A 17,366-nucleotide genomic window follows, 5' to 3' on the forward strand; every position below is an offset into this window, starting at 1 on the left:
TCACCGCCAGGCGGCGGTCACACTCGGTTCGGTACTCAGGCGCCTGCTACCAGGTGGTCGAACTCGCCGTCCTTGATGCCCAGGAGCATGGCTTCGATCTCGGCGCGCGTGTAGACGAGCGCGGGCCCCGTGGGGAACCGCGAGTTCCGCACGGCGACGTCGCCGCCCGGCAGCCGCGCGAACTCCACGCAGGAACCCTGCGAGTTGCTGTGCCGGCTCTTCTGCCAGGCCACTCCGTTCAGCTCTGTCGCAGCCATGCCGTTGTACACGTCATCCACGAAATCCACGTCGTACACGTCGTGGTCCACAGGTCGCTCCCCGGTCGTGCAGTGGCTGATGTGGCCATTGATGCAGTGGTCAACTGACCCGGATCATAGCTCTGTTCATGTGCAGATGCATGGGCAGATGCACGTGCACGCGGGGTGGTCCTGTGGTTACAGCTTTTGCCGCCACTTCGACTACAGGCGGTTGTACAGACGACTACAGCCGGTCCAGCGCATTCCCAGAAGATCGCGTTACACACGACCTCCAGCCCCCCGTGCTCATAAGAGGAGACGCGCGCGGTGGCCCGGGTGTTCCAACGTCCGTGAAATCTCGACAAATTGGGGGCGAAAACAGGCGGATCGCTCAGCGGCCGGCGTACGGCAGCAGCGCCATCTCCCGTGCGTTCTTGATCGCGCGGGCCAGCATCCGCTGCTGCTGCGCCGTCACCCGGGTGACGCGGCGACTGCGGATCTTGCCGCGGTCGGAGATGAAGCGGCGCAGCAGGTCCGTGTCCTTGTAGTCGATGTACGTGATCTTCTCGCGGTCCAGCGGATTGGGGCGGGACTTCGCGGGCTTGCGCTCGGGCTTGCGAGCCATGGGGTCAGACCTCCAGGAGGTTGTCGAAGGCGGGCGGCAGCCGCTTCCAGGCGGTGCGTCCGGCGGCGTACTCGGCGTCGGTCAACAGGCAGGACTCCAGGAGCAGTTCAAGTCCGTCGCGGTCCAGACCCGGAGAGGTGAAGACCAGGTGCTGGCAGCAGTCGCCGTGCTCCGGGTGCCAGTCGAGGGCGGCGGCGGCCCGGCGCACCGGCGGAACCATGTCCCACGCCGCGTCCGGTAGCGAGGCCAGCCACGGGCCCGCGCTCTCCACGCACAGCGCACCCCCGGCCGCGTCCCAGTGCAGCAGCGTGTCGGGCCGGTCGGCGAGCCAGAACCGCCCCCGGCTGCGCGCGGCCGCGCAGGTCAGATCCTCCAGCGCCTCGTACAGCCGCTCCGGGTGGAACGGACGACACCGGTGCCATACGAGGGTGGCGACCCCGCACTCGTCGGCATCGGCCGGCAGCAGCGCACAGGCTGGGTGCTGGGCGGCGGCGGCCGCTTCGACGTCGAACCCGGCGAGGGCGGCTTCGGCGAGCAGAGAGCGGGGAGTCGGCAGCGGCCAGCCGAAGTCGCCCTCCCCGATCGGCACTTGCCGGGCCGTCGGATGCAACTGGGCCAGCAGTGCGCGGTCCTCGTCGTCCGCCTCCTCGGAGGGAACGATGGCGAGGACGGGCGCGTACTCCAGCTGGCGGGCAAAGGTGTCGGCGACCGTGCGCTGGTCGGTGGTGGCAGCGGCCAGGCCGCCGTCGGCGAGGTCGTCGCCGTTGCCGAGGTAGGGCAGCAGCAGGGCGGGGTCGACTGCGGTGATCACGCCGGTCAGCGTGAGACCACTGGACGCCACGACCTCGGCCATGGCCTTCGGCTCGACCGAGTCCCACAGCTCCACGACCGCGAGCCTCGTACGCCCCTCGTCCGCCAGCCGCTCCAGCTCCGGCACCAGGTCCTCGCGCAGGGCGCAGCACGCGCAGTCGTTGACGAGGGGAGCCTCGCCGGCGGACAGCACGCCAACGGCGTCCCGGACCGTACGGAGGACCGTCCCCGCAGCGGCCGTTGAAAGGTCGTGGTGGAGCGCGACGCTGTTCGGGACGTCCACAAGGAGACGCTCGACGGCCGCCCTGCGGGCATCGGCGTGCAGTCCGCCGACGATCGCGACGGACAGCCCCCCGCCGTCCATCAGCGGCCCCCGCGCTTGCCGAACCGTCGCTCGAAGCGCTCCACGCGGCCCGCGGTGTCCAGCACGCGCGCGTTGCCCGTGTAGAAGGGGTGGCTCACGTTCGAGATCTCGACGTCGAAGACGGGGTAGGTGTTGCCGTCCTCCCACTCGATCGTCTTCTCGCCCGCCGTGGCGGAGAGCGTCGAGCGGGTGAGGAAGGCGTGGTTCGCGGCGCGGTCCCGGAAGACGACCGGGCCGTACGACGGGTGGATTCCTTCGCGCATGACGGTCAGCGCTCCTCTCGGAAGTCGACGTGCCTGCGGACGACCGGGTCGAACTTGCGCAGGACCATCCGGTCCGGGTCGTTCCGGCGGTTCTTGCGGGTGACGTACGTGTAGCCGGTCCCGGCCGTCGACCGGAGTTTGACGACCGGACGGAGTTCGTTGCGTGCCATGCTGGTACCTTACTGAAAACGACTCCCATTACCAACCAGCGAACTGGAGAGGTGCGTCACCCTTGTCCGCCCACTGCATGCTGACCGGCGCCCAGCCGGGTTTCGGCAATCGGATCTCCCACTCCCACCGGCGCACCTCACGCCGCTTCGACCCCAACATCCAGCGCAAGCGCTACTGGCTGCCGAGCGAGGGCCGGCACGTACGGCTGCGGCTGAGCGCGCGGGGGATCAAGACGGTCGACACGATCGGCGTCGAGGCGGCCGTGGCGAGGATTCGCGCCCGAGGAGGGAAGGTCTGATGGCGAAGAAGAGCAAGATCGCGAAGAACGACAGGCGCCAGGAGATCGTCGCGCGGTACGCCGCCCGGCGGGCCGAGCTGAAGGAGATCATCCGCCGGCCCTCGTCGAGCGGGGCCGAACGGCTCGCCGCCCAGGAGGAGTTGCGCAGGCAGCCGCGTGACGCCAGCGCCACCCGCGTACGCAACCGGGACAGCGTGGACGGCCGCCCCCGCGGCTATCTCCGTACCTTCGGCCTCTCCCGGGTGAATCTGCGTGAGCAAGCGCACGCCGGATTCCTTCCGGGGGTTCGCAAGTCCTCCTGGTAACTTGCTGCGGTCATTCCGGTGACCCGGCATCTTCACCACACTTGGGGGCTTCAGTGGCTTCGGCGACCTTCCCGCTGCGTCAGGCACGTATCACGGCAGCGTCCGCGGTCGCGGCCCTGGCCGCCGCGCTCGTGCTGACCGGTTGCAGCGGCGACGACGGCTCCGCGGACGAGTCCGCGAGCCCCAGCGCGTCCGCGAGCGGATCGGCCGACACGGGCGGCGGTTCGGGATCCCCTTCCGCCTCCTCCGGCGGCCAGCTGGAGGGCAGTTGGCTGGCCACCACCGACGGCAAGGCCGTGGCGCTGGTGATCACCGGCACGCAGGCGGGGCTCTTCGAGACCGGCGGCACGGTGTGCAGCGGTACGGCGGGCGAGGAGTCGGGCATGCGGATGATCCGCCTGACCTGCACGAACGGCAACAAGGACCGCGCGGTCGGGATGGTCGACTCCGTGAGCGGTACGGCCATGAAGGTCACGTGGGAGGGCGATCTCGGCGCGGAGTCGTACACGAGGTCCGAGGGCGGGCAGCTGCCCAGTGGGTTGCCTACGGCGAGTCTGGGCTGACGTTCTCTCACTGCCGGGCCGCGGAATCCTTCGGGTTCCGCGGCCCGTTCGGCTTTGTGGACCCGTTCGGCTTCGTGGACCCGCCAGCCGTCATCGGGGGTACGGCGGTGTCGAGGGCCTCGGAGAGTTCGGTGAGGGAGTTCAGGAGCAGGCCCGCGCCCTGGCGGACCACCGCTTCGGGTCCGTCCTCGGGGATGCCCTCGCTGTCCCAGGCCTCCAGGGCCTCGCGTACGGCGTCCCAGCGCGGGACGCGACGCTCTCGTATCGCCTTCGCGCCCTGTTCGGTGGCCGTGCGCAGGGCCTCGGCGAAGCGGGCGGCGGCCGGGACGGGGGGCGCTTCCCGGTCCGGGAGGTGGGCCTCCATCAGCATGGCGACGCGGCCCAGCTGGGCGACAGCGTCCTCGGCGTCCTCGGCCGCGGTCCTGGACAGGCCCCGGTGGCGTACCGGCTCGTCCTGGGCGCGGGCCACGGCCGCGTGCCAGGACGCGCGGGCGGCGCGGGAGGCGAGGAGTGCCTCGCGGACGTCGGGGTCGGCGGTGGGGTCGGCGTACCTGCTGACCACCGCTGCCGCGTAACTGCCCAGCGCGGCCAGCCAGTCGGCGAGGCGCGTGCGCAGCCTCGGGGTCTCCCAGGCCGGGTAGACCGCGTACGCGATCACCGCGAGGAGCCCGCCCAGCAGGGTGAGCAGTACGCGTTCGGGGACCGTCTGCGTCCACTCCTCGCCGCCCATGCCTAGCAGGAAGACGACGTACGCGGCGGTGCAGGCCTGGGCGGCGATCTGGCCGGTGCGCATCAGCAGGTACATGGACGCGGCGCTGATCACGGCGAGGGTGGCCGAGAGGTTCGTGTCCGGGTGCGCCGCCTGTACGACTCCTGTGGCCAGGGCTACGCCTACGAGGGTGCCGGCGAAGCGGGCGACTGCGCGGCTGTACGTCTGTGAGAAGTCGGGGCGCATGACCATGACCGAGGTCAGCGGGGCCCAGTAGCCGTGGCCCAGGGGGAGCCAGGTGCCGAGGAGGTAGCCGGTGGCGGCCACCGCGGTCACGCGGGTCGCGTGGCGGGTGATGGGGGAGCCTCGGTGGAGTTCTCTTCGCATGGCGTGGAGGGCTGCGGGGATCAGTTGGGGGAGGGTGGGGCGGAGCTTGGGAGGAGTGGGGGTGGGGGTCTTGGGGCCCTTCGGGTGGGGGCCTTTGCCTTTCCGGGTGCCCGGGGTGGGGGCTGGGGTCGGGTGGGTCGCGGAGCCCGGCGCTTGCGGGGTGCCGCTCAATTTGGGACGGGCGCCGCCCCTAGCGGCACGCATGCCCACAGCGAGGATGGTTGTAGCGGCACGCGCGACCGCAGCTAGGACGGTTGTAGCGGCACGCGTGCCCGCAGCGAGGGCGGATCGGAGGCGGCTCGGTGGGTCCTCCTCTGTGCCCGCTGCCGTTTCCGCCACGTCCTCCAAGAGGGTTTTCAGGCGTCTCGCCGCGCGGTACGGGGGGCCCGTCAGGATGGAGCCCGTGTCGGGGGTTTTGAAGGTGGCGACTGCGTTCGGGGGGAGGGAGACCGGGGTTCCGTGGCGGATGGCTTGGGCGGTGGCGTCGAGGATGGCGGCCGCGGAGTCGAGGAGTTCGTGGACCCGGTCGCGGGCGCGGCCAGCGGGTGGGACGCCCATCGCCGGGTCGGCGAGGGAGGCGAGGACGGGGCGGATGCGTTCGGCGAGGCCGCGGGTGCCGTGGAGTTCGGCGGGGCGGGTGCGGGCCTGGCGCGGAGTGACGGCCGCCGCGTTGCGGGCCTCCATGAGCGGGAGCGGGTCGAAGGCAGCCAGCGGGTCCTGGCGGAGGCGGCGCGCGTAGTCCGCCTCGGAGGCCAGGGCGTCGGCCAGCGCGTCACGGTGGGCGCCCCATCGCCGTACCGGAAAAAGCACGATGAGCACCGCCTGCACAAGGCCGCCCACGATCATCATCGCCGCGTGGCCCGCCGCCTGCGCGACCGATGTCGGCAGCGTGACCGTGACCAGCATGATCGCGACGTTCGAGGAGGCGATCAGGCCGATGGTCGGGCCCGCCGCCCAGCTCATCCCCGCCAGGAACGTCCACACCACCAGCAGTGCCAGGAACAGCACCAGGTGGGAGATGGTGAGGTAGCCGAGGAACGTGGAGACGGCGAGGCTCGTGCCGGAGGCCAGGGCGAGTTCGGGGCGCGGGCGCCAGCTGCGCTGGAACGTGGCGATCGCCGCCTGGAACGCCCCGAACGCCGAGCTCGCCGCCGCCCCGGGCCCGAACGCCCACAGGCTCACCGCGATCACCAGCGCGAGCCCCACCGCGCCGCGCAGGGCGATCAGCGGTTCGAGACGCTTCCGCTCGACCCGCAGACCCGAGCGTGTGGTCTCCCTCAGCGCCCGGAGCCAGCTCATTTTGCCAGCGTACGGAGGTTTCGGGGGGTTTGCGGTCCGGAGGGAGCCGGGGGACGGGGCCGGGAGATGAGACGGCCGGGGGTGGTGGAACGGGAGCACAGCGATATGCGTGATGATCCTGGGAGCACCGTCACGATCTCAGGGGAACCAGAACATGCGCGCCATACCGATCGCCGTCACCGCCCTCGTGGCGGCCCTCACCCTGACCGCCTGCAGCGATGGCGGTGGCAGCGACACGAAGGCCACGGCCTCCGCCACGGATGCCGCTGCCGCCGCCACTGCCTGCGAGATCGGCCAGGTCGGCCTGGAGGTCGGCCCCGCCAGCGAGGCCCCGGCCGCCGGCGACACCGGCATCGTGCCCTTCACGATCACCAACAGCGGCGACCAGTGCACGCTGGAGGGCTTTCCCGTCATCGACCTCAACGCCGGCGAGTCCTCCGCGACCGTGGCCGGGGACGAGGCCGCACAGCCGGAGAAGCTGACCCTGGCGAAGGACGACACCGCGACCTTCACCATCACCTACGTACGGGGCGACGCGGCCGACGCCAAGAGCCTCGACGCGAAGACGGTGAAGATCAGCCTGCCGGGCGCCACCGCCACCAAGGACTTCCCGTGGTCGTACGGCCCCGTCGCGGGGAAGACCGAGGCGAGCGACCCGGACGCCTCCGTGAGCCCGTTCCAGCACGCGGGCGACTGAGCCCCCTAGTACGCAACGGTCACGGGATCGGGCGTCGCCCCCTGACCTGCGCCCGGTCCGCCGCCGCGGCCCCCTCCTCCCAGCCGGCCGCGTCGGTCACCCCGCGCAGCCTGGTGGTCACCGTCTGAGGGAACATGCGCTCCATGTGGTCCGCGACCGCCACGTCGCGGGCCACCAGGACCGGCAGCAACTCCCCCTCGGCAGCCGTCACTTGGCTCTCCTGGCTCTCCGCGGCGGACGCGAGCCGGTCGCCGATCCGGTGCGCGTACGCGGCCAGGAACGACTGCCGGAAGGTCTTCGTACGTTTCCGTCCGCCCGCCCGCTGCGCCGCCTCCGCCTTCGTCATCGCGGCGGTGGCCTGCACCAGCAGTGAGGTGTAGAGGAGTTCGACCGCCTCCAGATCGGGTTCGAAGCCGACGACGGTCGAGAAGCCGAGGGCGTCGTTCCACACGGCGCGGCAGCGGTTCGCCCCGGCCACCGCGTCCAGGAGCACCGCCTTGGCCGTCTCGTACGGCGCCTCGACCCCGATCCGGCAGGCTCCGGGCGCGTCCTTGGCATGCGTACGGGCCGCAAGCAGCGCCTCGTCGATGCTGTGCCGCGCCATCAGCTCCTGCGCCTTGGCGCTCAACGCCTCCGCCTCCTCCGGGAACCCGGTCGCCTCGGCCTTCGCCAGCAGGGCACGGATGCGGGTGAGCATGCGGGAGTCCTGCGGGGCGGCGGCCGTTGTCCCCGCGGGTACGTCCAGTGGCTCGATGGAGGGGAGACGGAGGAGCAGCCGGTACAGCTCCAGGGCGGCCGTGGCGTAGGAGAAGCGGTCGGTGCGGGGTGGCTGTGCGTCCAGTTCTTCGAGCTGTGCCGCCCAGCGCGGGCCCCGGGGCTCCCGGCTCTCGCTCACGATCAGCGCCGACACCAGGTGTACGTGTACGTCCTCCAGCTCGCGCCGCACGAACCGTACGAGATCGGCGGGCTGCCAGCCGCGCCGCCACGCCCCGGCGACGAACTCCTCGCCGCGGTGGGCTAGTTCGGAGTCCGAAGCGGGGTCGGCCGCGAGCATCGAGGCGCCGGTGTCGAGGGCCGCGTCGGAGTCGGCGTAGAGGGCGGCCTCGAAGGCGCGCTCCACGGTGCTGGGCGTACTGCTGCTCATCCCTCGATCGTGTCACGGGCCCACTGGTGGTACGGCCCGGCCTGCGGGTATGGCCCGGCGTGCGGGTACGGCCCGGCCTGCGGGTACGGCTGGCCCTACCCGCAGGAGACCCCCTGGTGGTCGTGTCCTGGCGGTCTCCGGACGGTTCGCTGGAGGGCATGGACACCACAGCCGTACGTATCCGATCCCTGCGCCGTGACTATGGCGCCGTGGCCGCCCTGGACGGGGTCGACCTGGACTTCGGCGCCGGGACCTTCAGCGCCGTGATGGGTCCGTCGGGGTCGGGGAAGTCGACCTTGCTGCAGTGCGCGGCCGGGCTGGAGCGGCCGAGTTCCGGGACCGTGGCCGTCGACGGGGTCGAGCTGGCCGGGCTGAGCGAGCGGCGGCGGACGCTGCTGCGGCGGGAGCGGATCGGGTTCGTGTTCCAGTCGTTCAACCTGCTGCCGTCACTGACGGCCGCGCAGAACGTGGCACTGCCGTTGCGGCTGGCCGGGCGGCGGCCCGCGCGCGGGGCTGTGCGGGAGGCGCTGGCCCGGGTGGGCCTCGCTGACCGCGCCGGACACCGGCCGTCGCAGCTGTCCGGCGGGCAGCAGCAACGGGTGGCGCTCGCCCGGGCGCTGATCACCCGCCCGTCCGTGCTCTTCGGCGACGAGCCGACGGGCGCCCTCGACACCGGGACGAGCCGCGAAGTGCTGTCCCTGCTACGGGAGTTGGTGGACCGCGAAGGCCAGACGACGGTCATGGTCACGCACGACCCGGTGGCCGCCTCGTACGCAGACCGGGTGGTGTTCCTGGTCGACGGGCGAGTGAGCGGGGAGCTGGCGGCCCCTTCGGCGGAGGAGATCGCCGGGCACATGGCCGGACTGACCGGACCGACCGGACCCACCAGGCCGACCGGGCCGACCGGTCTGGGGCGTGTGGCGTGCTGACCTTGGCAGCCTTGACCTTGTCGTCCTTGCGTGCGCGCTGGGCGTCCCTCCTCGGCTCCTTCGTCGCCGTCGCGCTCGGAGTCGCCGTGATGACGGCGATGGGGCTCGGCCTCACCGCCTCCCTCGACGCACCCCCACGGGCGCCGGAGAGGTTCGCCTCGTCGCCGGTCGTGGTGATGGGCCGGGACACGCTCACGGTGGAGGTCCGGCGGGGGCCGGGTACCGCCCAGGTGTCGAAGAAGCTGGCGCATCCACACCCTGTGGACAGTGAACTGATCGCCGAGCTGCGGGAATTGGGACAAGTACGGGTGGACGGGGATGTACGGGACGCGGTTGGTGTCGATGCCCCCGTCGCGGCCGTACGAGAGCTTGTCGGCGACCGCGGCCGTGTCCTGACCGGCGACGACCGCCACCAGGCCGACCCCTCCGTCGCTCGCGACGCCGAGGCGCTGGTCGGGGTCAACTCCCTGCTGGGCACCGCCGCCGGGGTCACGGCCTTCGTGTCGGTCTTCGTGACGGCGTCGACGTTCGCGTTCGTAGTCGCGCTGCGGCGGCGGGAGTTCGGGCTGCTCCGGATGGCCGGGGCGACGCCCGGTCAGGTGCGGCGCATGGTGCTCGGGGAGGCGGTCGCGGTGGGGCTCGTGGCCTCGGCGGTTGGATGTGTGTGGGGATCCTGGGCAGCGCCATGGCTGGTGCGGGCGCTGGTGGACGGCGGCGTGGCACCTCCGTGGTTCGCGCTGCGCGGGTCGGTCAGCCGGCCCTACCAAGTCGCCTACTGTGCCGGGTTGTTGGTGGCCGTCGTCGGTGCGTGGGCGGCCTCGCGGCGGGCGGCCCGTATCGGTCCCGTCGAGGCGTTGCGCGAGGCGTCGGTGGACACGGGCCTGATGCCGTGGTCGCGGCGGGCGGTCGGTTTCACACTGCTCGCGGCCGGACTCGGGCTGCTGGCCTGGACGTTGGGGACGGATCCGGCCGCACTGCTCAAGCGGAAGACGTACGTGACGCAGCCGATGGTGCTGATCACGGGGGTGGCTGCGCTGGCGCCGATCCTGGTGCGTCCGGTCGTACGGCTGCTCCGGCTGGACCTGCTGCCCGGAGCCGGCGGGCTCCTCATCCGCGAGAACGCGTCCACGTCCGTGCGGCGAACCGCCGCCGTGGCGGCTCCCGTTCTGGTGACGGTGGCGCTGGCGGGTTCGCTGCTGGGGTCGGCCGCGACGGTGACGGGGGCGCGGGCGACGGAGGCGCGGGAGCAGACTCGGGGGGATTTCGTGGTCACTGGGGAGAGGTTGGGAGATAGATCAGGAGAGGGAGCGGGATTGAGAGATGGCTCAGGGGTGGTGCGGGTGGCGGGGGCCACGGTCTCGGCCACCGCCTCCACCGCGGTCTTCGTACTGGAGGAAGGGACGGCTCTCATACGGTCCGACGCGCGGGCGGTGAGCGACGTGGCGGCGTTCGCGTCGGTGGCCCGGCTTCCGGTGGTGGCGGGCGACGTGCGCGATCTCGACGACCGCTCGATCGTCGTGAACGAGGAGTGGGAGCGGCACGAGGTGGGCTCGTGGGTCGGGGTCCGGCTCGGGGACGGACGGCCCGCCCGGCTGCGTATCGTCGCGGTCCTTGCGCAGGGGACGGGGGACAACGGGGCGTACGTGACCTCGGCGAACGCGCCGGGCGCCACGGTCGACCGGCTCGATGTGCGGGTGGCGCGCGCTGCGGACCGGGCGGCGGTCGCCGCGGCGCTGCGGTCGACCGGCGGGACGGTCCGAACCACCTCGGCATGGCTGGCCGCCACCCATCCGCGCACCGGCCCACAGACCCGGCTGGGGCTGCTGGTCGTCCTCGGCATCGCCCTTGTCTACACCGGGATCTCACTCGCCGGGACACTCCTGATGGCCACCTCCGCGCGGGGCGCGGAACTGCGGTCACTGCGGCTCACCGGGGCCACTCACGGGCAGGTGCTGCGCGTGGTCGCGGGCGAGACGGTGGTGGGGGTCGGCGTGGGGGCGCTGCTCGGGGGCACCGTCGCCGCGGTGAACCTCGCGGGGTTGGCGGCGGCGTTGGGGAGGTTGTCGGCGCCGGTGGGGGTGGGGGTGCCGTGGGGGGTGGTGGCCGGGTGCGTGGGAGTGTGCCTGGTGATCGGGGTGGGGGTTTCGGGGGTGGGGGCTTGGGGGCGGGGGTGATCGCCGTCCTGCCTGTGCGGCGTTTGAGGACGGGCGGTGCCGTCCGGATCCCCCACCCGCCCATGGGGGCCGCGGTTCCAGCCCGTCCGGCGTTTGAGGACGAGGCCGTCCAGGCCGACAGCGGGGGTCTGGGGGCGCAGCCCCCAGGTACGGGACGGGTAGGGGCGGAGGGGGCGAAAAACCCATCCCCTCACCCCCCACAGCGGTGTCAACTTCGGGTTGACACTCCCCTACTGCCAACCTACGGTTGACACATGACCACGAACCCACCCGGCACCGCATCCGTACGTCTCGACGACCTCATCGACGCCATCAAGAAGGTCCACACCAACGCACTCGACCAGCTCCAGGACGCGGTGATCGCCGCGGACCACCTGGGCGACGTCGCCGACCACCTGATCGGCCACTTCGTGGACCAGGCCCGGCGTTCGGGCGCGTCCTGGACGGACATCGGCAAGAGCATGGGAGTCACCCGCCAGGCCGCCCAGAAGCGCTTCGTCCCGAAGGCGGAGTCGGATCTCGACCCCAGCCAGGGCTTCGGCCGCTACACACCCCGCGCCCGGAACACGGTCATGGCCGCCCACAACGCGGCGAAGACCGCGGGCAACGCCGAGACCGTCCCCGAGCACCTCGTGCTGGGCCTCCTCGCCGAACCCGAGGGGCTCGGCGCCAAGGCGATCACCGCGCAGGGCGTAACCCTGGACGCCGTCCGCGAGGCGGCGACCGCGGCGCTCCCGCCGGCCGTCGAGGACGTCCCCGAACTCGTCCCGTACGGCCCCGCCGCCAAGAAGGTCCTGGAACTCACCTTCCGCGAGGCCCTCCGCCTCGGCCACAACTACGTCGGCACCGAGCACATCCTCCTGGCCCTCCTCGAGCACGAGAACGGCGAGGGCCTTCTCAGCGGCCTCGGCCTCGAGAAGACGGCGGCCGAGGCCCACATCGCCCACGTCATCGAGGAGATCGTGAAGGCGAACCAGCAGACCGGCTGAACAGGCATCGGGCAGGCCGACCGACCGCCCCCGGGACAGAACGGCAGGCCTGCTTCGGGGCTGTTGTCAGACCCTCCTGCGAGACTCGCAATCATGACCGACCGGTGGGCACTCGCACCGGCCGAGGACGGCGGCGCGGAGGTCGCCCCCCTCGGCCCGGACGGGCTGCCCGCAGGCCCGGTGCGCAGGGAACCGGATCTCGTCGACGCCGTGCGGACACGGCCGGACGTGACCCGGTGGGTCTGGCGGTCCACGGCCGACGTATATCCGCGACTGCTCGCCACGGGGGTGCGAGTGGAGCGGTGTTACGACATCGAGGCCGCCGAGACGCTGCTCCTCGGCCACGAGGGACGGCTCGGCGAACCCAGGTCGGCGGCCGCCGCGCTCGCGAGACTGCGCGGCGGCCCCGTACCGCCGGACCCTCCCCAGCGCGCCGCCGAGCCCGGCTCGCAGTCGTCCCTCTTCGAACCGCGCCCGGTCCACGTACCCCTGAAAGACCTCCTGGAGGTGTACGCGGACCAGCGCCGCCGCCATGAAGCGACCGCGTTCCCCGAGCGGATGCACCTGCTGACGACGGCCGAGTCGGCGGGGATGCTGGTGGCCGCCGAGATGAACGAGTCGGGGCTGCCCTGGAGCGCGGACGTCCACCGGGAGGTGCTGCACGAACTGCTCGGCGAGCGGTATGCGGGCGGGGGCGAACCCCGGCGGCTGGCCGAGCTCGCCGAAGAGGTCTCGGCGGCCTTCGGGAGGCGGGTCAGGCCCGACCTGCCAGCGGACGTCATAAAGGCCTTCGCGGGGGCCGGTATCAAGGTCAAGTCCACCCGGCGCTGGGAGATCGAGTCCATCGACCATCCGGCGGTGAAGCCGCTGATCGAGTACAAGAAGCTGTACCGGATCTGGGTGGCGCACGGCTGGTCCTGGCTCCAGGACTGGGTGCGGGACGGACGGTTCAGGCCCGAGTACCTGCCGGGCGGGACGGTCACCGGGCGGTGGGTGACCAACGGCGGCGGGGCGCTGCAGATCCCCAAGGTGATCCGCCGCGCGGTGGTCGCCGACCCCGGCTGGCGGCTCGTCGTGGCCGACGCCGACCAGATGGAGCCCCGGGTGCTCGCGGCGATCTCCCGCGATCCGGGGCTGATGGAGGTCGCGGGCCGCGAGAGCGACCTGTACCAGTCGGTGTCGGACCGGGCGTTCTCCGGCGACCGGGCCCAGGCGAAGCTCGCCGTGCTGGGGGCCGTGTACGGGCAGACGTCCGGAGACGGGCTGAAGAACCTAGCCCTGCTGCGCCGCCGCTTCCCCAAGGCCGTCGCCTATGTGGACGACGCGGCGCGGGCGGGCGAAGAGGGGCGGCTCGTCCGGACCTGGCTGGGGCGTACGTGCCCTCCGGCGGTCGGCGCGTCCGACGCCGCCGCATCCGCGTCCGAGGAGGCGGGGCTGCCGCAGGACGACCCCGCCGAGACCACCGGCGACCAGACGTCCGCCTGGGTTCCCGGCTATGCCTCCTCCAACTCCCGCGCACGCGGCCGCTTCGCCCGTAACTTCGTCGTCCAGGGCAGCGCCGCCGAGTGGACCCTGCTGGTGCTCGCCGCCCTCCGGCGCACCTGCACGGACATGGCGGCCGAGCTGGTCTTCTTCCAGCACGACGAGGTGATCGTGCACTGCCCCGCCGAGGAGGCGGACACCGTGGTGACCGCGATCCGTGAGGCGTCCGATCTCGCGGGCCGCCTCACGTTCGGCGAGACACCGGTGCGTTTTCCGTTCACGACGGCGGTGGTGGAGTGCTATGCGGACGCGAAGTGAGCTCGAGCTCGCTACGGCTGGGACAGCTCACCTCGGGCCGGGACTTCCTGCTACGGCCGGGACTTCTTGCTACGGCCGGGACTTGAGGAGTTCCCGCAGCTCCCCCACCACCGGGGTGTCCGTCCCGTCCAGCGCTTCGAGGGCCGACCGCCACTGCCCGTACGCCCCCTCGGTGTCACCCTCCATGCTCAGCAGCAGCCCGCGCTGGTGACGGGCGAGCCCTCCGCTGTACCCGTCGGCGCGGCTGTCGGCACGGCCGAGGAGCAGGTCGCACTCGCGGGCGGCCCGCTCGCCGAGTCCCACTCCGCGCAGGGCGCGCACCAGCCCGAGGCGGGTCTGGGCCTCGCCGTGCCAGTCGCCGTGGCTGCCGAGAATGCGCAGGCTCTCCTCGAAGTGCGGTAGCGCGGCGGCCGGTTCACCGAGGGTGAGATGGGCGTAGCCGATGTTGCAGTGCGCGGAGTGCCGGATGATCACGTCGTCCAGCGCGTCGCCGAGCCCGAGGCTCCGCTTGTGGTGGTCGATGGCGGCCCGGGGGTCCGTGTGCTCGTACAGGTTGCCGAGGTTGCTGTAGGTGATGGCCTCGGTGTGCTGGTCCCCCAACCGCCGTGAGAGTTCGAGGCTTTGCAGCAGCGCTTCGCTGGACTCGTCGTGCCGGCCGAGCCCTTCGAGGAGCATGCCGCGGTTGTTCAGGCCCCGCCGTACCCACGACAGGACCCCGAGCCGACGCCAGATCGCCAGCGCCTCGTCGTTCAGCGCGAGCGCCTCGCCCGCGCGCCCGGTCATGAAGTGCAGCCCCGCGAGATCTCCGAGCGCGTACGCCTCGGCGGCCTCGTCCCCGAGCCGTCGCGCGGCACGGAGCGCCGACCGCTGGAGCACCTCCGACTCGGCGACGCGGCCACTGCGTTGGGCGTACGGGTGGAGCAGGCGCACCAGAACGGGAACGTACGAGCACACCTGCGCATACCGCTCCACCAGCGCGACCACGTTCTCCAGCTCCAGATCACCCCAGGCGAAGGCCTCCTTCGCGGAACCGAACGGCTGCGTGGCCGCGACGTCCGCCGCGTGCGAGGGCGGCTGCGAGGTGGTCGGCCTGCTGCGGTCGTCGCGGTCGAGGCCCGGCTCGACGATCGCGGCGAGGGTGCGTGCGGCTACGGCGGCGTACCAACGGAGGGCGCGTTCGGCCGGGATGGGGGTGTCTGTCGGAGTGAGTGCATCGCCGGGTGGCGCGGGGGCCGGTGTCGCCGCGATCTCGCGGGCGAAGTCGCGAACCAGGTCGTGGGGTGCGTAGCGGCCGTAGGCCGTCTCCTCCAGGAGGGCGACGTCGACGAGGCGGTCGAGGGCGGCCTCGGCGCGGCGTTCGTCCGTGCCGGTGAGCCGGGCGAGGAGGGGTGCCCCGTACGCGGGGAGGTCGAGCGCGCCGATACGGCGCAGGGCGAGCGCCGCGTCCCGGTCGGCCTGCCGCTCCGAGGCGTGCAGCGCGTCATGGGCGACGGCCAGCGACCTTCGTACGCTCAGGTCGTCGTACTCGAGATGGTGCAACCGTCCCTCCGTGGCGGCCAGTTGGCCGGCCAGCGCGTCCGGCGTGAGCGCGCGGCGCGCGGCGAGGCGGGCCGCGACGATACGGAGGGCGAGCGGCAGCCGGCCGGTGAGTTCGACGAGGGGGTGTCCGCCGTCGAGCCCCTCCACCCGTCCGGAGACCGCGCGGAGCAGCACCGCGCTGTCCTCGTCCGACAGCGGCGCAAGTGGGAAACGATGCGCGCCGTCCAGTGCCGTGAGCGGCGAACGGCTCGTCACGATCACCGCACACCCCGCGCCGGCGGGCAGCAACGGCCGTACCTGCCCGGCGTGCGCGGCGTCGTCGAGCACCATCAGTGTGCGGGTCGGCGCGAGCAGCGACCGGAGCAACGCGGCTGCCGCGTCCGGGTGTTCGGGGATGCGGCGCGGCTCCGTACCGAGGTCGCGCAGCAGAGCGGCGAGCGCCTGACCGGGCGTGAGCGGGGTCATTCCGGGCGTGGCCCCGTGCAGGTTGAAGTACAGCTGCCCGTCAGGGAAACGCTCCCTCAGCCCATGCGCCACGTGCAGCGCGAGCGCGCTCTTACCGACGCCCGCCATACCGCTGATGACGGCGACGCGGGGGCCGGTGGTGTGGTGACCGTGATCCGCGTCGAGGACCGGGCGCAACGCCTCTTGTACGTCGCTCCGGCCGGTGAAGTGCGCGGGGGGAGGCGGGAGTTGGGCGGGGCGGGGCGGGGTGGGGTGAGAGGGGGTGCGGGCTGACGGGGCGGAACCCGCGGGTGCGGAACCGGCAGGTAGGGAACCGGCAGGACCGGACTCCGCAGCACCGGACTCCGGGGGGCTTGGCTCCGGGAGGCGGGACTCCGGACGGCCTGACTCTGAGTCGCGCGGCTCTGAGGAGACGGACTCGGCGGAGCGGGAGCCTGCGGAGCCGGACCTTGCGGAACGAGAACCCACGGAAGCGGACCCTGCGGAACGGGATCCCGCGGAGCCGGACCCTGCGGCACGAGAACCCACGGAACCGGACCCTGCGGAACGGGACCCCTCGGAACCGGACCCCTCAGAACGAGAACCCGCAGAGCCAGACACCAAAGACCGCGCCCCCGAGCCCCCCACCCCTTCGCCCTCGCCCGCATCCCGCTCCCCCCAGCCGAAGTTCCCAAGAACCTCCGCCCCGTTCCCCCCGTCCCCCTCCCGAAGGATCTCCAGGTGCGCCTCCCGCACCGCGGCTCCCGGTTCGACGCCGAGTTCCTCGACCAGGCGGGCCCGCAGGTCGCGGTGGACGGCGAGGGCTTCGGCCCGGCGTCCGGTGCGATGCAGCACGAGCATCAGCAGCCGGTGGAAGGCCTCACGGAGAGGATGCTCGGCGACAAGGGCGGCCAACTCCGGTGCAAGACGGTCCAGTCGAGCCACCCCGGAACAGCCGCCCGCCCCAAACCCCCCGGAACCCCCGCCCGCCCCAAGCTGCTCCCCGAAACCCCCATCCGCCCCAAGGCCCCCGGCACCCCCCGCACCCGCCCCCGCAAGGCACAACTCAGCCTCGTACCCCCACTCCAGAACAAGCAGCCGCGCCTCCGTGAGCCGCTGGACGAGCGCGTACCCGCCGCCCTCGGGCGGGAGCCCGCTCAGGGGCGTGCCGCGCCACAGCGCCAGCGCGGTCGCGGACTCCCGCAACGCACGCTCCCAATCGCGCCCGGCATGCGCTGCACGCGCGGCCGTGACGTGGTTCTCGAAGACACGGACGTCCAACTCGCCCTCGCCGACGCGCAGGACGTACCCCGGCGGCACGGCCCGCAGCCGTTCCGGATCGTCGAGGAGGCGCCGTAGCCGCGTCACATGGTTCTGCAGCGAGGCCTGCGCGGAGGCCGGTGGCGCCCCGCCCCACAACGCGTCCTTGAGCACATCGACCGAGACGACCCGGCCCGGCTCCAGCAGCAGCGCGACCAGCAGGGCACGCATCTTCCCGCCACCGACCGACCGAACCTCGCCGTCTGCGTCGTACAGAACCGGTGGCCCCAGCAGCCCGAACCGCAGTCCACGCCGCAGCCCGTCCCGCATAACGCCGCCCCACTGCCTTCCCGCACACCA

The 17,366-nt window shown here is 72.4% G+C and carries 16 protein-coding genes; 8 read left to right on the forward strand and 8 right to left on the reverse strand.

Features of this window, described 5'->3' with window-relative positions:
* Window positions 1–35: 35 nt before the first annotated feature.
* The 5 genes from OG266_RS19630 to rpmG form a co-directional block, all read right to left on the reverse strand.
* Window positions 36–308 (reverse strand): DUF397 domain-containing protein, encoded by a 273-nt coding sequence (locus OG266_RS19630; protein ID WP_266457112.1) that lies wholly within the window; start codon window positions 306–308, stop codon window positions 36–38.
* A gap of 319 nt (window positions 309–627) precedes the next feature.
* Window positions 628–861, reverse strand: coding sequence for a 30S ribosomal protein S18 (rpsR, locus tag OG266_RS19635; RefSeq protein ID WP_371547360.1), 234 nt, complete (start codon window positions 859–861; stop codon window positions 628–630).
* A 4-nt stretch (window positions 862–865) separates the two neighbouring features.
* Window positions 866–2,035 carry a GTP-binding protein gene (locus tag OG266_RS19640; RefSeq protein ID WP_371547362.1) on the reverse strand — a complete coding sequence of 390 codons (1,170 nt, stop codon included), beginning with the start codon at window positions 2,033–2,035 and terminating at the stop codon, window positions 866–868.
* Window positions 2,035–2,298: a type B 50S ribosomal protein L31 gene (locus tag OG266_RS19645; protein WP_266457120.1), complete on the reverse strand. Its 264-nt coding sequence runs from the start codon at window positions 2,296–2,298 to the stop codon at window positions 2,035–2,037. The genes OG266_RS19640 and OG266_RS19645 overlap by 1 nt, the downstream gene beginning before the upstream one ends.
* Before the next feature lie 5 nt (window positions 2,299–2,303).
* Complete coding sequence (rpmG, locus tag OG266_RS19650) at window positions 2,304–2,468, reverse strand: 50S ribosomal protein L33 (RefSeq protein ID WP_266457123.1); 165 nt, start codon at window positions 2,466–2,468, stop codon at window positions 2,304–2,306.
* Window positions 2,469–2,530: 62 nt separating this feature from the next.
* On the opposite strand from rpmG, the gene rpmB reads away from it, so the two are divergent.
* The 3 genes from rpmB to OG266_RS19665 are packed head-to-tail and all read left to right on the forward strand — an operon-like array spanning window position 2,531 to window position 3,635.
* The gene (gene rpmB / locus OG266_RS19655) at window positions 2,531–2,767 is read left to right on the forward strand and encodes a 50S ribosomal protein L28 (protein WP_266457126.1); all 237 of its coding nucleotides are present in this window, start codon (window positions 2,531–2,533) and stop codon (window positions 2,765–2,767) included.
* Window positions 2,767–3,072, forward strand: coding sequence for a 30S ribosomal protein S14 (rpsN, locus tag OG266_RS19660; RefSeq protein WP_266830550.1), 306 nt, complete (start codon window positions 2,767–2,769; stop codon window positions 3,070–3,072). The genes rpmB and rpsN overlap by 1 nt, the downstream gene beginning before the upstream one ends.
* A 53-nt stretch (window positions 3,073–3,125) precedes the next feature.
* Entirely contained in the window at window positions 3,126–3,635 is a 510-nt protein-coding gene (locus OG266_RS19665; RefSeq protein ID WP_371547366.1) for a hypothetical protein, read from the forward strand.
* 7 nt (window positions 3,636–3,642) lie between these two features.
* Here the strand turns inward: OG266_RS19665 and OG266_RS19670 are convergent, their stop codons facing one another.
* Window positions 3,643–6,030: an FUSC family protein gene (locus OG266_RS19670; protein ID WP_371547367.1), complete on the reverse strand. Its 2,388-nt coding sequence runs from the start codon at window positions 6,028–6,030 to the stop codon at window positions 3,643–3,645.
* A 154-nt stretch (window positions 6,031–6,184) separates the two neighbouring features.
* Between OG266_RS19670 and OG266_RS19675 the strand changes: the two genes are divergently transcribed.
* Window positions 6,185–6,727 (forward strand): DUF4232 domain-containing protein, encoded by a 543-nt coding sequence (locus OG266_RS19675; RefSeq protein ID WP_266457144.1) that lies wholly within the window; start codon window positions 6,185–6,187, stop codon window positions 6,725–6,727.
* Window positions 6,728–6,746: 19 nt separating this feature from the next.
* Here the strand turns inward: OG266_RS19675 and OG266_RS19680 are convergent, their stop codons facing one another.
* Entirely contained in the window at window positions 6,747–7,871 is a 1,125-nt protein-coding gene (locus OG266_RS19680) for a DUF2786 domain-containing protein (RefSeq protein ID WP_266457147.1), read from the reverse strand.
* Window positions 7,872–8,029: 158 nt separating this feature from the next.
* On the opposite strand from OG266_RS19680, the gene OG266_RS19685 reads away from it, so the two are divergent.
* From OG266_RS19685 to OG266_RS19700, 4 genes are all read left to right on the forward strand, one after another.
* Window positions 8,030–8,800, forward strand: coding sequence for an ABC transporter ATP-binding protein (locus OG266_RS19685; RefSeq protein WP_371547371.1), 771 nt, complete (start codon window positions 8,030–8,032; stop codon window positions 8,798–8,800).
* A 2-nt stretch (window positions 8,801–8,802) separates the two neighbouring features.
* Window positions 8,803–10,974, forward strand: a complete 2,172-nt coding sequence (locus tag OG266_RS19690) for an FtsX-like permease family protein (protein ID WP_371547374.1) — start codon at window positions 8,803–8,805, stop codon at window positions 10,972–10,974.
* A gap of 254 nt (window positions 10,975–11,228) precedes the next feature.
* Entirely contained in the window at window positions 11,229–11,963 is a 735-nt protein-coding gene (locus OG266_RS19695) for a Clp protease N-terminal domain-containing protein (protein ID WP_371547377.1), read from the forward strand.
* A gap of 93 nt (window positions 11,964–12,056) precedes the next feature.
* Window positions 12,057–13,763 carry a bifunctional 3'-5' exonuclease/DNA polymerase gene (locus OG266_RS19700; protein ID WP_371547380.1) on the forward strand — a complete coding sequence of 569 codons (1,707 nt, stop codon included), beginning with the start codon at window positions 12,057–12,059 and terminating at the stop codon, window positions 13,761–13,763.
* Between the two features lie 69 nt (window positions 13,764–13,832).
* On the opposite strand, the gene OG266_RS19705 is transcribed toward OG266_RS19700, so the two are convergent.
* Entirely contained in the window at window positions 13,833–17,336 is a 3,504-nt protein-coding gene (locus tag OG266_RS19705) for a BTAD domain-containing putative transcriptional regulator (protein WP_371547382.1), read from the reverse strand.
* Window positions 17,337–17,366 lie beyond the last annotated feature (30 nt).

This window comes from Streptomyces sp. NBC_00554, assembly GCF_041431135.1.
Lineage (GTDB): Bacteria > Actinomycetota > Actinomycetes > Streptomycetales > Streptomycetaceae > Streptomyces.

What these genes read in the sequence shown, in the direction of transcription:
- OG266_RS19695 (WP_371547377.1), top strand. Translation starts at nt 11,229, where the DNA reads ATGACCACGAACCCACCCGGCACCGCATCCGTACGTCTCGACGACCTC.
- OG266_RS19670 (WP_371547367.1), bottom strand. Translation starts at nt 6,030, where the DNA reads ATGAGCTGGCTCCGGGCGCTGAGGGAGACCACACGCTCGGGTCTGCGG.
- OG266_RS19680 (WP_266457147.1), bottom strand. Translation starts at nt 7,871, where the DNA reads ATGAGCAGCAGTACGCCCAGCACCGTGGAGCGCGCCTTCGAGGCCGCC.
- OG266_RS19675 (WP_266457144.1), top strand. Translation starts at nt 6,185, where the DNA reads ATGCGCGCCATACCGATCGCCGTCACCGCCCTCGTGGCGGCCCTCACC.
- OG266_RS19685 (WP_371547371.1), top strand. Translation starts at nt 8,030, where the DNA reads ATGGACACCACAGCCGTACGTATCCGATCCCTGCGCCGTGACTATGGC.
- rpsN (WP_266830550.1), top strand. Translation starts at nt 2,767, where the DNA reads ATGGCGAAGAAGAGCAAGATCGCGAAGAACGACAGGCGCCAGGAGATC.
- rpmG (WP_266457123.1), bottom strand. Translation starts at nt 2,468, where the DNA reads ATGGCACGCAACGAACTCCGTCCGGTCGTCAAACTCCGGTCGACGGCC.
- OG266_RS19640 (WP_371547362.1), bottom strand. Translation starts at nt 2,035, where the DNA reads ATGGACGGCGGGGGGCTGTCCGTCGCGATCGTCGGCGGACTGCACGCC.
- OG266_RS19645 (WP_266457120.1), bottom strand. Translation starts at nt 2,298, where the DNA reads ATGCGCGAAGGAATCCACCCGTCGTACGGCCCGGTCGTCTTCCGGGAC.
- OG266_RS19705 (WP_371547382.1), bottom strand. Translation starts at nt 17,336, where the DNA reads ATGCGGGACGGGCTGCGGCGTGGACTGCGGTTCGGGCTGCTGGGGCCA.
- OG266_RS19700 (WP_371547380.1), top strand. Translation starts at nt 12,057, where the DNA reads ATGACCGACCGGTGGGCACTCGCACCGGCCGAGGACGGCGGCGCGGAG.
- rpsR (WP_371547360.1), bottom strand. Translation starts at nt 861, where the DNA reads ATGGCTCGCAAGCCCGAGCGCAAGCCCGCGAAGTCCCGCCCCAATCCG.